The organism is Mesorhizobium sp. f-mel (assembly GCF_053850215.1).
Genome location: NZ_JBSPTO010000008.1, coordinates 45,400 through 59,092 on the forward strand (window position 1 = coordinate 45,400; position 13,693 = coordinate 59,092).

Here is a 13,693-nt window from a genome sequence, read left to right on the forward strand (position 1 = left end):
AAGGAGAAGCTTGATGGCTCAGAAGACGATCGCGTTTTTTCCGGAAGCAGCCTACGGCCCGGCGCTCAATTCGGTCGGCATCGCCCAGGCGGTCGAGGCGCACGGCCACAGAGCGGTGTTCCTGTCGGACCCTGGTTTCCTCGATGTCTACAAGGGCTACGGCTTCGAAGCTCATCCGGTGAACCTGTCCGAGCCGATGCCGCCCGAGCAGATGGCAAAGTTCTGGGAAGACTTCATCAACGGCCACATCCCGAACTTCCGCAAGTCGCCCTACGACCAGGTCGACAACTACGTGAAGGATTGCTGGACGGCGATTGTCGACAGCGCCAAATGGGCTGAGAAGGACCTGCCTGGTGTACTTGCGACGATCAAGCCGGATGTTATCTGCGTCGACAATGTCATCCTGTTCCCGGCGATCAAGCAGTATGGCAAGCCGTGGGTGCGCGTCATCTCCTGCTCGGAAAACGAAATCGAGGACGAGGATATCCCGCCGCATCTGTCCGGCTGCGGTGAGAATGACCACGCCTGCCATCGGCGCTACCGCGATCATTTCAACGCGGCCATCAAGCCGATCCATGACGACTTCAACGCGTTCCTAAAGGCGAACAACGAGGCGCCGTATCCGATCGGCCAGTTCTTCGAGGCTTCGCCCTATCTCAACCTGCTGCTCTATCCCGAGGCGGCAAAGTTCAAGCGCCGCCATCCGCTCGACCCGGCAAAATTTCAGTATCTGGAAGGCTGCGTGCGGCAGGAGAAGCCCTACACCGTGCCGACCTTCGCGAAAAACAATGACGGGCCGCTGCTCTACGTTTCCTTCGGCAGCCTTGGCGCCGGCGATGTCGATCTGCTGAAGCGCATCATCGCGACGCTGGGCAAGACGCGCTACCGGGCGCTGGTCAATGTCGGGGGATACAAGGACCAGTACGCGCAAGTCCCCGAAAACGTCATCGTCGAGAGCTGGTTTCCGCAGCCCTCGGTCATCCCGCAGGTCGATGCGGTCATCCACCATGGTGGCAACAACTCGTTCACCGAGTGTCTCTACTTCGGCAAGCCGGCGATCATCATGCCCTATGTCTGGGATGGCCACGACAACGCGACGAGGGTCGAGGAGACCGGCCACGGCTTCGGCATGCCGCGCTACGACTGGAGCGATGCCGAGCTGATCGCCAAGATCGAAACCTGCCTGACGGACCCGGCAATCAAGGCCAAATTGGCTAGGACATCGGCGCAGATGCAATCGCAGAACGGCCCGGAGAAAGCGGCGGGGCTGCTGGAGAAACTTCTGTGACCGGGCTTATGGGTATGGAGTTCCTTTGCGCCCCCCTCTGTCCTGCCGGACATGTCCCCCACAAGGAGGGATATTGGCTGTCATCAGTGCTTTTCGCCAATCGCCAACTTCGCAAATGGGGCGCTCTCGGCGAGGGTGCCGATCTCCCCCCAAGCGGGGGAGATGTCCGGCAGGACAGAGGGGGCGCCGTAGAGCGAAGGCCTCTCGAAAATGAGCGTCGCACCAACGAAGTACCCACATGACCTCCTCCGCGCCACATCTCCACCAGGCTTCCACCCGCGCCGACCTCATCGACTGGGGCACCCAGCCCAATGTGCTGGAAGGTGCTTCGCACTCGACGGGCAGGCTGGTCCACAAGGGGCCGAACAACCAGCCGGAATCCGGCATCTGGGTCTGCACGCCCGGCCGGTGGCGGCTGGCGATTCCGCGCGACGAATTGTGCCATTTCGTTGCCGGCCGCGCGACCTACCGATCAGATGACGGCGAGGTGATAGACGTCTCCGCCGCCACGGTGGTCATGTTCCCGGCCGGCTGGGCGGGTGAATGCACTGTCCACGAAACCATTCGCAACATCTACATGCTGGCCTGAAGCCAGCCACTGGAGCTTCACGACATGCCGACACCGATCATGAAATCGCCGCTCGCCCTCACCGACCTGGTCGACTGGGGCGTCATCCCCACCATGATCGAGGGCGAATCCCGCACTTCCGGCAAGCTGCTGCACAAGGGACCGGAGGGCCGCTCCGAATGCGGGCTGTGGGTCTGCACCCCAGGCAAATGGCACTGCCATGTCACCCGCGACGAGTTCTGCCATTTCCTCGAGGGACGCTGCACCTATGTCCACGAATCCGGCGAGGTGATCGAGATCGAACCAGATACTGCGGCGTTCTTTCCGCAGGACTGGAAGGGCGTTTGCACTGTCCATGAGACGATCAAGAAGGTCTACATGATCCGCTGAGCGGGTTGAAAGGAAGACCATGGAATTCTCCGCTGACCGGCCAACCTTTTTTGTCAATCCGGATTATCGGCCGATGACCGGTGCGGCAAAACCAGTAATCGATCCGGCGACGCTGGAAACCGTGGGCGCCATCGCTGCCGCAGCCGACGGCGAGATCGACGCCGTGCTCACCGCGGCGACCAAGGCGCAAACGGCGTGGAAGAAGCTCGACGCCAAGAGCCGCGCCAGACATCTGCATGCTGTCGCCAACGCTATCGAGGCGGCCGACTTCACGCGCTGCGCCGAGCTGATGGTGCGCGAGATGGGCAAGCCCTATCCGGAAGCGATCGGCGAGATCGCCAATTGCGCACCGATCTTCCGCTATTACGCCGAAATGGCGCGTGACGACGCCGGCAAGGTCGCCGGCACGACGCAGGCCGGTTCGTTCCAATATGCGCGCTACGAGCCCTACGGCACGTCGGTGCATATCATGCCCTACAACTTTCCGATCCTGTTGATGTGCTGGACCGTCGCAGCTTCGCTTGCCGCCGGCAATGCCTGCGTGATCAAGCCGGCCGAGGCGACGACATTGTCGACGCTGGATTATTTCAAGGTGTTCCGCTCACTGCCGGAGGGCCTGGTTTCCTGCCTCCCCGGCGGGGCGGCCACCGCACAGGCGCTGATCGCTTCCGACCGTACCCATGCGGTCGCCTTCACCGGCTCGGTCGCCGCCGGCAAGGCCGTCGCCGTCGCCTGCGCCGAGCGCATGAAGCCTTGCGTGATCGAGGCCGGAGGCAGCGATCCGCTGATCATCAGCCAACACGCCCCGCTTGACGTGGCGGCGGCCGGCAGCGTCACCGCCGCGTTCCACCTCACCGGCCAGGTCTGCACTTCGGCCGAACGATTCTTCGTCGTCGATGCCGTTCACGATCGCTTTGTCGATCTGTTTGCCGAGAAGACACGGACGCTGCGCATCGGCAACGGCCTCGACAAGACCGAGATCGGGCCGCTGGTCAGCGAGGCGGCGCGGGCGAAAGTCATGCGGCTGGTCGACGATGCGATCCGAAGCGGCGCCAAGGCGGTCACCGGCGGGCGCATTCCGCCGGCGCACAATGTCGGCTGGTTCTACGAGCCGACAATCCTGACCGGCATCACTCCAGACATGGCGATCGTGCGCGAAGAGTGTTTCGGACCGGTCGCCGCGATCTGCCGGGTCAAGGATTTCGACGAGGCGATAGAGCTTGCCAATGACAGCCCGTTCGGGCTCGGCGCCTCCGTGTTCACCACCGATCTAGCCGAAGCGCATGAGGCTGCGGAGCGGCTCGAGGCCGGCATGGTCTGGGTCAACAATCCGCTGATCGACAATGACGCGCTGCCGTTCGGGGGCTGGAAGGCGTCTGGCCTCGGCCGCGAACTTGGACGCCAAGGACTGGATGCCTTCCGCCGCTCGAAGATGGTCATCATCGAGCACAAGCCAGTGATCCAGGACTGGTGGTATCCCTATCCCGACAGCTGGTTCCGCGAGGCCGGCGGCCGCAAGCACGTATGAGGTGACACGGAGCGCATTGTCGCGAAGTGTCAGCCGATGCTCTCGCCGCCGTCAATCACCAAAGCCTGGCCGGTCATAAAGGACGAACGATCGGAGACGAGGAACAGGATCGCTTCGGCTATTTCTTCGGGGCTGGCCCAGCGCTGCATGGGAATCTTGGTGCGGACATAGCGTTCGATCGCATCCCGCCCGCCCATCTGGGCGATGAAGGGCTCGTTGAAGGGCGTATCGACCCAGCCCGGACAGAGTGCGTTGACGCGGACATTGTGCGTGGCATAGTCGAGCGACATCTGCCGGGTCATCGCCACCACGGCATGTTTTGAGGTTGCGTAGGCGATCATCTCGCGGTCGTAGAACACACCTGAATTCGAGGCGGTATTCAGGATGACGCCGCCGCCCTGTTCGATCATCGACGGCATGACGAGCCTGGCAGCGAGGAACTGCGCCCGCACATTGATCCGCCACGAGGCATCCATGCCGTCGACGCCGACTTCGGTCAGCGTACCGCCGACCTGGACTCCGGCGTGATTGTGCAGGATGTCGATCCGGCCATGTTTGCCCAGCGTTCCGACGATGAGTTGCTCGACTGCCGCGTCCTCGCCGACATCCGTGGCGATCGCCTCGGCCCGGCCGCCGGCGGCACGGATGTCGAAAGCGGTGGCTTCGCCGGCAGCCTGATCCCTGTCGGCGATCACCACCACCGCGCCTTCCCTGGCGATGATCATGGCACCGGCCCGCCCGATGCCCGACCCGGCGCCCGTCACCACGGCGATGCGATCTTTCAGAATCATGATGCGACTTTCAGTTTGATGGTTTGCGTTGGCGCAATTGCCATTGGGCAAGCACCACAAGCAGCACCGAGGCGACGAGCACGATCGTCGCGATGGCGTTGATTTCGGGCGTCACCCCGCGCCGGATCGAGGCAAAGACATAGATCGGCAACGTCGTCTGTGCGCCGGCGACGAAGAAGGCGACGATGAAATCGTCGAAGGAGAATGTGAAGGCGAGCAGGAAGCCGGCGATCACCGCCGGCATGATCTGCGGCAACACGATGCTGCGGAAAGTCGTCAGCGGGGTGGCATAAAGATCACTCGAAGCCTCGACCAGATTGCGGTCGAGGCTGCCGAGGCGTGTGCCGACGATCATCGCCACCAGCGCCATCGAAAACAGGCCGTGCGCGGCGATGATCGACCCGTAGCCAAGCGCTAGGCGTGGCGGCTGGTCGTTCGGCCACAGCGATGCGAGAAACGGATTGACGACCCCAAATAGCTGGACGAGCGCGACCAGCGTCGAGATGCCGATGACGACGCCCGGAACGACGATCGCAGCACCCAAAAGCGCATCGAATATGGCCCGTGTCCGCGCGCCGACACGCGCCAGGCCAAGCGCCGCCGCCGTGCCGCACAGCGCCGCGAGCAACGCGCTGGTGGTGGCGATGAACAGGCTGTTCTTCAGCGCTTCGACCAGGAAAGGGTTCGACAGCGCCTTGCCGTACCATTGCACCGAAAAACCGGTGAGCTCGCTGGCGTGACGGCCGGCATTGAAGGAGAACAGCACCACCAGCGCGATCGGCAAGTACAGGAAGGCAAAGACCGCAACGACGAAGGCGCGCATCAGACCAGGTCCACCCGACGCGCGCCCGAAAGCCGGGTCGAAATGCGGTTGGCGGCAAGCAGCACCACCACCGAAACCAGAACCAGCGTGATCGCGATTGCCGATCCGAACGGCCAGTTGCGCGATTGCAGGAACAGGTCGACCAGCGCGTTGCCGATGAAGAAGACCTTGCCGCCGCCGAGCAGCGTCGGAATCAGATATTCGCCGAGCAGCAGGATCATGACCAGCGAGAAGCCGGTCATCACACCCGGCAGCGACAGCCGCAGCGTCACACCAAGGAATGTCGAGACTGGTGTCGCGCCGAGATCGGCGGAGGCTTCCAGCAGCCGGCGATCGAGCCGCTCGAGGCTGACATAGATCGGCAGGATCATCAGCGGCAGATAGCCATAGACGATGCCGAGCAGGACTGCGCCCGGCGTGTTGATCAGCCGCACATCTTCGAACCCGACATAGGCCAGCAATGCCGGGATGCCGCGCCCGCCCAGAATATACATCCAGGCGTAGGTTCGCATCAGTAGGCTGGTCCAGAACGGGATGACGACAAGCGCAAGCAGGATCAGCCGCCACCGCTCCGGCGCGCGCAAGGCGAGGTAGTAGGCGACCGGATAAGCGACGAGAAGACAGGCCAGTGCGCCCGCCGGCGCCAGCACCATCGTATTCCAGAAGGCAGTCGCCCGCGCCGGAAGATTGACATATTGCGCCAAGGTGAAAGCGGCCTGATAGCCGCCTTCCGGCGCCCGCTCGCCGACGCTGAAAACGGCGATCGCGACGAACGGCAAGACCAGAAACACCACCAGCCAGGCGGTTGCTGGACCGAGCAGCAGCGCGGTCAGGAGATTGTGACGAAGGACATTGCTGCGCATGAAAAACCGCCCCGGTGCCGGCGGACATCAGCCCGCCGGTAGAGTTGCCTGCATCGGACCTATGGCCCGCCCGGTTCAAGCCGACTTGAAGCGCGCCATCAGTTCGGCCCGGCCCGGATCGGTCAGCGTCGCAGCCGCACCGAATTCCAGCGGCTTCAGCAGATCCGCCGCCGGGTAGAGGATCGGATTGGCCAGCACTTCCTTTGGCAGCAGCGCATTGACCCGGGCATCGGTGGAGGGCGCACCGTTGGCCAGGTGCTCGTTGACCGCAACTTTTGGATCCATCAGGTAGTTGAGCAGGGCATAGCCGGCGGGCTTGTTGGGCGCATCCTTCGGAATGGCGTAGAAGTCGGTCCAGATCTCGCCGCCCTCCTTGCCAAGCACATAAGCGATCTCCGGAATGTCGCGGTGAAGCTGCGCCCCGTCATTGGTCCAGCACATCGTCATCCAGGCGTCTCCGGCACGCATCGACGGCTGATAATCGCTGGAAACCGCGAACAGATGCGGCTTGACCTTCAGCAGCAATTCTTCCGCCTTGGCGAGTTCGTCCTGCTTCAGCGAGTTGAACGAGAAGCCGAAATATTTCAGCGCATTGCCGATCGTGGTGAGCTGGTAATCATGAACCATGATCCGGCCGTCGCCTTCCGCCATAGCCGTGTCCCAGAATTCCTTCCAGCTCGTCATCGGCTTTGTGAGCTTCTTAGTGTTGACGGCAAATCCGGTGGTGCCCCAATTCTTCGGCACCGCGTAGGTCACGCCATCGATCGTGCCTTCCCCAGTGAAGCGTGGGTCCTGTTGCGAGCCGTCGAAATTGGCGAGCTTGGCCATGTCGAGCGCTTCGATGATGTCGAGTTTCTTATAGGTGGAGATCGTGTAGTTGGTCGGCACGAAAAGGCTCCAGCCAGAAGCGCCGGCTTGCAGCTTGGCCAGCATCTCCTCGTTTGACCCGAACACATTGACCTCGACGGCGACGCCCGTCTCGGCCTTGAAATTCTCGAACGTCGTCGGGTCGTGGTAATTGGGCCAGGTGGCGATCGACATGCGGTCGCCAAGACCCTCTTGGGCGAAGGCCGGCGAGGGCATAATGCCGAGCTCGCGGGCCATCACCGCCGTTGCGATGCCAAGACCGGTGAGGCCAAGGAATTCGCGGCGGCCGATGGAACCGCGCTTGAGGCGCATCAATTGATCGACGAATTTTTCGGGGCTTATCGGCAGTCCGTCACGATATGATTTCGACATGTTTGTTTTCCCTCTGGTTGGTCCCGTTGTTCTTGGGGTCCGGAAACGCGAGCGGCGTTCCGGCTGTAAAGCCGATGGCGACGGGTTCACCCGGCTTGAAGAGATTTTTACTGCCGATCAGGTGATCGGCCTTGGCGAGCAGCGTTCCGATACCCCCGACCTCGATCGCATATTCCGCGGTCGAGCCCAGAAAGATCCGGTTGCGGATAATGCCGTTGAGCCGGCCGCTTCCCGGCGCGCCGAGGCTTAAAGATTCGGGACGCAGGCTGACCGCAACGGCTTCGTCCTGCCGCAGCGAAGTCCGCTTGCGCGCAGCTATGACGGTACCGTCGGCAAGCACCACCTCGACGAGGTTGCCCGAGTGCCCAGCGACCTTGCCGCTCAAGAGATTGGTCTTGCCGACGAAGTCGGCGACGAACAGGTCGGCGGGCTCGTCATAGATTTCGCTGGGCTGTCCGAGCTGGACGATGCGCCCGCCATTCATGACGCAGACGAAATCGCTCATCGACAGGGCTTCTTCCTGGTCGTGCGTGACAAGGACGAAGGTGATGCCGATCTCGCGCTGCAGGTTCTGCAACTCTATCTGCATGTCTGTGCGCAACTTCTTGTCGAGCGCCGCCAGCGGCTCGTCGAGCAGCAGCACCGCCGGCTTGTTGACCAGCGCGCGCGCCAGGGCGACACGCTGCTGCTGGCCGCCGGAAAGCTCGTGGATCTTGCGGCGGCCGTAGCCGGCAAGCCGCACCATGGCGAGCGCCTCGCCTGCCCTCAGGCTGATCTCCCGCGACGCCAACCGCGGCCGCGCCTGGCGCAGCCCATAGGCGATGTTGTCCTCGACATCCAGATGCGGGAACAGCGCATATTGCTGGAACACCATGTTGACCGGCCGCCGGTAGGGCGGCGTGCCGGCCATGTCGCTGCCACGGATGAACACCGCACCTTCGCTCGGCTGTTCGAAGCCACCGATCATGCGCAGGCAGGTTGTCTTGCCGCAGCCGGACGGCCCGAGCAGAGCGACAAAGGCAGATGGCGGGATGGCAAGATCGATGCCGCTGACCGCAGTCACGCTGCCGTAGCGTTTGGTGACCCCGCGAAACTCGATATCTGGCACTGCGGTCAAAGCTGCGGGCTCCAGCGAAGGCGATTTTCATGACGCTATCAGAGCCAATGGTGACTAGTATATACCTCGCAGGTGGTATATTCGGTCTATTTTCTCGTTTAAAGGGGTATAAAATTGAGCGGATCGCGCGGCGACGAATACAATCAGCTCGCTGCGCTCATCGCTGCGACACGGGAGACGAGCGGCGAGCTTTTCGGCAAGGCGATGGTCGCTTGGCTGCGGCAGCATGTCAGCTTCGATCACTGTGTGGTCTTCGGGTATCGCGGCGCCTCGCGCCCGCCGCTGCTGTTCGAGACGTTCTCGCCAGCCGAAAGCCACGTCTTCGTAGCGCTCTATCAGGAGGGGCCTTATCTGCTCGACCCGTTCCACCACGCGGCGGTCGAGCGCAAGGAAGGTTTTTGGCGCATGCGCGAGCTGGCGCCGGACCGCTTCTATGCCAGCGAATATTACCGCTCTTACTATAGCCAGACCAAACTGGCCGAAGAGGTCGGCTTCTTCGTGCCGCTGCCGGGAAAGGACGCGCTGGTGGTCTCGCTGATGCGACTGCATGCTTCGGGACCCTTCGGAACCGCCGATGCCAGATTGCTGCGCGACATGGCGCCGGCGGTGATCGGTTTCGCAAGGCTGCGCTGGCCGGCCCTTCCGGCCGACGAACCGGCAGAGACGAAGCAGGACGAAGCGATTGCGCCGGTCAACGAGTTCGAACGTGCTCATATCTGGAAGAGCCTTTCGCTCACACCGCGCGAAAAGCATGTCGTCGATCTGGTGCTTCAGGGGCACTCGACGGAATCGATAGCCAGGGCGATGCGCATCGTACCGGGAACCGTAAAGGTTCATCGCCGCAACATTTACCGCAAGCTCAAGATCAAGTCGCAGGCTGGTCTCTTCGCGCGTTTCGTCGAGATCATGGACGCGCGGATTCGGTAGTCCACGATTTTCGAAAATGGCCTCGCTCAGGGCAGTTTAGCTGGAAATGCCTTCCCAGGAGCCGGTTTCAGCCATTTGCCTGAGCAGGGCCGCCGGCTTGAAAACATCCTTGCCGGTCCGCTCGTGCCAGTGGTCCAGCCGTCCGATGATCTTGTCGAGTCCTTCGAGGCCCGCCCAGAACATCGGCCCGCCCTTGCCCACCGGAAAGCCGTAGCCGTTTACCCAGACGACATCGATATCGGAGGCGCGGGCAGCTATCCCTTCCTCGAGGATCTTCGCCCCTTCATTGATCATCGGATAGAGCGTCCGCTCAATGATCTCGTCAGCGCCGATCGCGCGCGGCGCGATGCCCTTCTCGGCAGCCTTGTCGCGGATTAGCGCTTCGACCTCGGGATTGGGAGCCGGCGTACGCGAGCCGTTCTCGTAGAGATAAAAGCCTCTGCCGGTTTTTTGGCCGAAATGCCCCTGTTCGCACAGCGTGTCGGCGATCATTGCCGTCTGGCCGCGTGCCTTGCGGTTGCGCCAGCCTATGTCGAGGCCGGCGAGATCACCCATCTGGAACGGCCCCATCGGCCAGCCGAAATCGGTGAACACGCGGTCGATCTGCTGTGGCGTTGCACCTTCGACCAAAAGCGCCTCGGTTTCCGTGCCCCGCGCAGCCAGCATACGGTTGCCGACGAAGCCATGACAGACGCCGACCACGACCGGCACCTTGCCGATCCGACGCGCCAGTTCGACGATTGTCGCCAGCACATCGGGCGCGGTCTTCTCGGCGCGCACGATTTCCAACAGCTTCATGACGTTGGCCGGCGAAAAGAAATGCATGCCGACGACATCCTGCGGGCGCGAGGTCGAGGCGGCGATTTCGTTGACGTCGAGATAGGAGGTGTTGGTGGCCAGGATCGCGCCTGGTTTGGCCACCGCGTCGAGCCTGCCGAACACCTCCTTCTTGACCGCCATCTCCTCGAACACCGCCTCGACGATCAGGTCGCAATCGGCGAGGTCGTCATAGGCGGTGGAACCCTTGAACAGGCCGAGCCGCTGACGCTTGTTGTCTTCGCTGAGCGAGCCGCGGCTGACCGACACGGCGTAGTTCTTGTCGATCATCGCCAGCCCGCGTTGCAGCGCTTCCTGCGTCGCCTCCAGCACGGTGACGGAGAAACCGCCATTGGCGAACGCCATGGCAATGCCGCCGCCCATGGTGCCGGCGCCGATGACGCCGACCCGCGCGATCTTGCGCCTGACAATATCCTTGCCGGCAACCTTCGCCGCCTCCCGCTCGGCGAAGAACAGATGACGCTGCGCGCGCGACTGGTCGCCTGCAACGAGCTTGGCGAACAGTTCGCGTTCCACCGCAAGCGCTTCTTCGAACGGCAGCGTCATGGCGTTGCGGACCGACTGCGCGCAGGCGATCGGCGCTTCGAGGCCGCGCGCCTTTTTGGCGAGTCCCGCCGCCGCCTTGTCGAATGCAGCCAAGTCAGCCTTGTTGAGACGGCCATCACGGTCGCGCACCGGCGTGAACGGTCCACCTTTGCCAGCCATTTCGCTGGCGAAACGAACCGCCTGCCCGGTCAGGGCGCCGTCGAAGACAGCGTCGATCAGGCCGGAGGCAAGCGCCTCGGCCGCGCCGATCGGCGTTCCCGAAACGATCATGCTGAGCGCCTTGAGCGGCCCGACGAGGCGCGGCAGCCGAACAGTGCCGCCTCCGCCAGGCAGCAGGCCGAGCTTGACCTCCGGAAAGCCGAGCGTGGCCTGGCTGTTGGCAATGCGAAAATGGCAGCCGAGTGCCAGTTCCAGGCCGCCGCCGAGCGCGGTGCCGTGAATGGCGGCAACCGTCGGCTTGGCAATGGTTTCCAGCATGGCAATGATGGCGCGCAAATCCGGCTGCTGCACCGGCTTGCCGAACTCGGTGATGTCGGCGCCGGCGACGAAGGTCCGCCCGGCACAGGCGATGACGATGGCCGCGACATCGGGCTCGTCGCGCAAGGAAACAAGCGCCTGCATCAGCGGCTCGCGAACATGGAAGCTCAGCGCGTTGACCGGCGGATTGTCGATGGTCACGACGGCAACGCCGCCGTCCCTTGTAACGCTCACGAAATTGGACACGCAAACCTCTCGCAATGATGTCGACTGACAACGCGACGGGATTTACAGGGCCAATGCCCGGAAGGGAACCCGACGTTTTCCGGCAGGCTCTCGTCAGGACCGGCTGACACTGACGGTACTTCAGCGCAACGCCTTCTGGCCGCCGGCGGCGGTGATGACGCCGACGATGATCAGTCCGGTCAGCAGCAGCCGGACGCCGGCGCTGACGCCGAACGTGTTGAGCATGGTCAAAAGCAGCACCAGGAACAGGGCCGCGCCCCAGACACCCGGCACGTTGGCCTTGCCGCCGGCCACCGACGTGCCGCCGATGACGACGACGGCGATCGAGGCCAGCAGGTACTCGTTGCCGATGTCGACATTGGCGCCGCGGAAATAGCCGGCAAGCAGCGCCCCGTCGAGGCCGCCGAGCGCGCCCGACAGCGTGTAGGTAAGGAAGCGGATGCGGCCGACATTGACGCCGGCCAGCCATGCGGCGCGGATGTTTTGGCCGATCGCCAGCACCGAACGACCATAGATCATGCGCTGCAGCGCGATTGCAGCGCCGATGGTGAACAGCACGGTGAGGATCGCCAGCACCGGAATGCCAAGAATCTGCCAGTTGGTGAAATTGGCAAAGCCCGGCGGCGGCTTGATCTGCAAACCGCGGCCATAGCTGATGTCGATCGACTGGATGATGAAGCTCGCCGATAATGTGGCGATGATCGGCGGAATGCGCAGCGCCCAGATCAAGAGATAATTGGCGGCGCCGACGGCCATGCCGCAGGCCACCGCCGCCAGCAGCCCGACAGCGATCATCGCATCGTTCCCGTCCATCACCTTCATGGCGACGGCGCTGGCGAGGCCGATATTGGCCGGCAGCGACAGGTCGACATTGCCTGGTCCGAGCGTGATGACGAACATCTGGCCGACACCGACAATGACGGTGAAGACGGCCAGAGAAAGTGCCGCCGTGATCATGCCGCCGCCGCCATATCCGCCGGTGAAGGTGATCGTCGCCAACCACACCAGCAGCGCGCCGATGAAGGACCAGATCCAGGGTTTGGTGAGCAGCAATCGCAACGATGCCATCGCTCATCTCTCCCTGCGGCTGATCAGCACCCGGGCCGCCAGCACGATGATGAGGATGGCGCCATTGGCGGCAACCTGCCAGTCGGGCGGGATGTGCATGAAGGTGAGCAACGGCGACGCGGCGAGCGCCAGCGTCAGCGCCCCGATGACCGCGCCGATCGGCGATACCCGGCCGCCGACGAATTCGCCGCCGCCGAGGATGACTCCGGCGATCGCAAGCAGCGTATAGCCATTGCCGATATTGGCGTCGGCCGAGGTGGTGATGCCGATCAGGGCCATGCCGGACAGCACCCCGAACAGGCCGGCGAGTGCGAACAGCACGACCTTGGTCTTGAGCAGCGACCAGCCGGCGCGTTCGAGTGCGGCGGCATTGCCGCCCGATCCGCGCAGGATCACGCCATAGGAGGTGCGCATCAGCCCGAAATGGACGACCGCAGCGATCAGCAGCGCCGCAATGATCGGAAAGGGGATGAGATGCGGCCTGAAGGCCATGAGCGACAGCAGCCAGTCCGGCGCTTTGCCGCCGGGCTTCGGCAGGATGAGGATGGCCAGACCCTGCCAGACAAAGCTCATGCCGAGCGTCACGACGATTGAAGGCAAATTGCGCAGATAGATCAGCGCGCCGAGCAGTGCATAGACGCCGATCGACCCGAGCAGGATCAAGACGCCGACCAGCGGCGCATCCTTCAGCCACGTCGCCGTGACGCAGCCGACGAAACCGACAAAAGTGCCGATCGACAGATCGAGTTCGTTGCCGGCGATGACGAACATCTGCGCGATCGTCGCCAGGGCGATCGGGATCGCCAAATTGAGCATCAGGCTGAAGCCGAAATAGCTGATGGCGCGCGGGTTGAGCCAGGCGATCGCCAGCAGCACCAGTACCAGCGACAATGCCGGCAGCAAGCCGCGCAGCAGGCGCGCCCGCGCCAGCCTGTCACGCTCCGAGGAACCTTTGAGGCCGGTCTCGATGGGTGCTGCCGTCATC

At 63.2% G+C, this 13,693-nt stretch carries 13 protein-coding genes; 5 read left to right on the top strand and 8 right to left on the bottom strand.

Annotation, left to right across the window (positions count from 1 at the left end; all coding sequences use genetic code 11):
* Window positions 1–13: 13 nt before the first annotated feature.
* From ACWUKX_RS12865 to ACWUKX_RS12880, 4 genes are all read left to right on the top strand, one after another.
* A complete protein-coding gene (locus ACWUKX_RS12865; RefSeq protein WP_456007100.1) occupies window positions 14–1,288 on the top strand; it encodes a glycosyltransferase in 1,275 nt (424 codons plus the stop codon).
* A 238-nt stretch (window positions 1,289–1,526) separates the two neighbouring features.
* Complete coding sequence (locus ACWUKX_RS12870; RefSeq protein ID WP_455840834.1) at window positions 1,527–1,877, top strand: cupin domain-containing protein; 351 nt, start codon at window positions 1,527–1,529, stop codon at window positions 1,875–1,877.
* Between the two features lie 24 nt (window positions 1,878–1,901).
* Entirely contained in the window at window positions 1,902–2,246 is a 345-nt protein-coding gene (locus tag ACWUKX_RS12875; protein WP_023800538.1) for a cupin domain-containing protein, read from the top strand.
* 19 nt (window positions 2,247–2,265) lie between these two features.
* Window positions 2,266–3,774: an aldehyde dehydrogenase family protein gene (locus ACWUKX_RS12880; RefSeq protein ID WP_456007102.1), complete on the top strand. Its 1,509-nt coding sequence runs from the start codon at window positions 2,266–2,268 to the stop codon at window positions 3,772–3,774.
* A gap of 29 nt (window positions 3,775–3,803) precedes the next feature.
* Here the strand turns inward: ACWUKX_RS12880 and ACWUKX_RS12885 are convergent, their stop codons facing one another.
* From ACWUKX_RS12885 to ACWUKX_RS12905, 5 genes are all read right to left on the bottom strand, one after another.
* A complete protein-coding gene (locus ACWUKX_RS12885) occupies window positions 3,804–4,565 on the bottom strand; it encodes an SDR family NAD(P)-dependent oxidoreductase (RefSeq protein ID WP_456007104.1) in 762 nt (253 codons plus the stop codon).
* Window positions 4,566–4,575: 10 nt separating this feature from the next.
* The gene (locus tag ACWUKX_RS12890) at window positions 4,576–5,388 is read right to left on the bottom strand and encodes an ABC transporter permease (protein ID WP_455849005.1); all 813 of its coding nucleotides are present in this window, start codon (window positions 5,386–5,388) and stop codon (window positions 4,576–4,578) included.
* Window positions 5,388–6,251, bottom strand: coding sequence for an ABC transporter permease (locus tag ACWUKX_RS12895; protein WP_456007106.1), 864 nt, complete (start codon window positions 6,249–6,251; stop codon window positions 5,388–5,390). The genes ACWUKX_RS12890 and ACWUKX_RS12895 overlap by 1 nt, the downstream gene beginning before the upstream one ends.
* Window positions 6,252–6,326: 75 nt before the next feature.
* The gene (locus ACWUKX_RS12900; RefSeq protein WP_456007108.1) at window positions 6,327–7,490 is read right to left on the bottom strand and encodes an ABC transporter substrate-binding protein; all 1,164 of its coding nucleotides are present in this window, start codon (window positions 7,488–7,490) and stop codon (window positions 6,327–6,329) included.
* Window positions 7,471–8,607, bottom strand: coding sequence for an ABC transporter ATP-binding protein (locus ACWUKX_RS12905; protein WP_456007110.1), 1,137 nt, complete (start codon window positions 8,605–8,607; stop codon window positions 7,471–7,473). The genes ACWUKX_RS12900 and ACWUKX_RS12905 overlap by 20 nt, the downstream gene beginning before the upstream one ends.
* A gap of 114 nt (window positions 8,608–8,721) precedes the next feature.
* Between ACWUKX_RS12905 and ACWUKX_RS12910 the strand changes: the two genes are divergently transcribed.
* On the top strand, window positions 8,722–9,534 hold the full coding sequence (locus ACWUKX_RS12910; RefSeq protein ID WP_456007112.1) for a LuxR C-terminal-related transcriptional regulator: 813 nt from the start codon (window positions 8,722–8,724) through the stop codon (window positions 9,532–9,534).
* 36 nt (window positions 9,535–9,570) lie between these two features.
* Here ACWUKX_RS12910 and ACWUKX_RS12915 read toward each other — a convergent pair whose 3' ends face one another.
* The 3 genes from ACWUKX_RS12915 to ACWUKX_RS12925 form a co-directional block, all read right to left on the bottom strand.
* A complete protein-coding gene (locus ACWUKX_RS12915; RefSeq protein ID WP_456007114.1) occupies window positions 9,571–11,640 on the bottom strand; it encodes a 3-hydroxyacyl-CoA dehydrogenase NAD-binding domain-containing protein in 2,070 nt (689 codons plus the stop codon).
* Window positions 11,641–11,760: 120 nt separating this feature from the next.
* Window positions 11,761–12,708: an ABC transporter permease gene (locus ACWUKX_RS12920; protein ID WP_456007115.1), complete on the bottom strand. Its 948-nt coding sequence runs from the start codon at window positions 12,706–12,708 to the stop codon at window positions 11,761–11,763.
* Between the two features lie 3 nt (window positions 12,709–12,711).
* On the bottom strand, window positions 12,712–13,692 hold the full coding sequence (locus tag ACWUKX_RS12925) for an ABC transporter permease (RefSeq protein ID WP_456007117.1): 981 nt from the start codon (window positions 13,690–13,692) through the stop codon (window positions 12,712–12,714).
* Between the last annotated feature and the right edge of the window lies 1 nt (window position 13,693).

Excerpts from the sequence above, each read along its gene's own strand:
- ACWUKX_RS12865 (WP_456007100.1), top strand. The coding sequence starts at position 14 with ATGGCTCAGAAGACGATCGCGTTTTTTCCGGAAGCAGCCTACGGCCCG.
- ACWUKX_RS12870 (WP_455840834.1), top strand. The coding sequence starts at position 1,527 with ATGACCTCCTCCGCGCCACATCTCCACCAGGCTTCCACCCGCGCCGAC.
- ACWUKX_RS12875 (WP_023800538.1), top strand. The coding sequence starts at position 1,902 with ATGCCGACACCGATCATGAAATCGCCGCTCGCCCTCACCGACCTGGTC.
- ACWUKX_RS12880 (WP_456007102.1), top strand. The coding sequence starts at position 2,266 with ATGGAATTCTCCGCTGACCGGCCAACCTTTTTTGTCAATCCGGATTAT.
- ACWUKX_RS12885 (WP_456007104.1), bottom strand. The coding sequence starts at position 4,565 with ATGATTCTGAAAGATCGCATCGCCGTGGTGACGGGCGCCGGGTCGGGC.
- ACWUKX_RS12890 (WP_455849005.1), bottom strand. The coding sequence starts at position 5,388 with ATGCGCGCCTTCGTCGTTGCGGTCTTTGCCTTCCTGTACTTGCCGATC.
- ACWUKX_RS12895 (WP_456007106.1), bottom strand. The coding sequence starts at position 6,251 with ATGCGCAGCAATGTCCTTCGTCACAATCTCCTGACCGCGCTGCTGCTC.
- ACWUKX_RS12900 (WP_456007108.1), bottom strand. The coding sequence starts at position 7,490 with ATGTCGAAATCATATCGTGACGGACTGCCGATAAGCCCCGAAAAATTC.
- ACWUKX_RS12920 (WP_456007115.1), bottom strand. The coding sequence starts at position 12,708 with ATGGCATCGTTGCGATTGCTGCTCACCAAACCCTGGATCTGGTCCTTC.
- ACWUKX_RS12925 (WP_456007117.1), bottom strand. The coding sequence starts at position 13,692 with ATGACGGCAGCACCCATCGAGACCGGCCTCAAAGGTTCCTCGGAGCGT.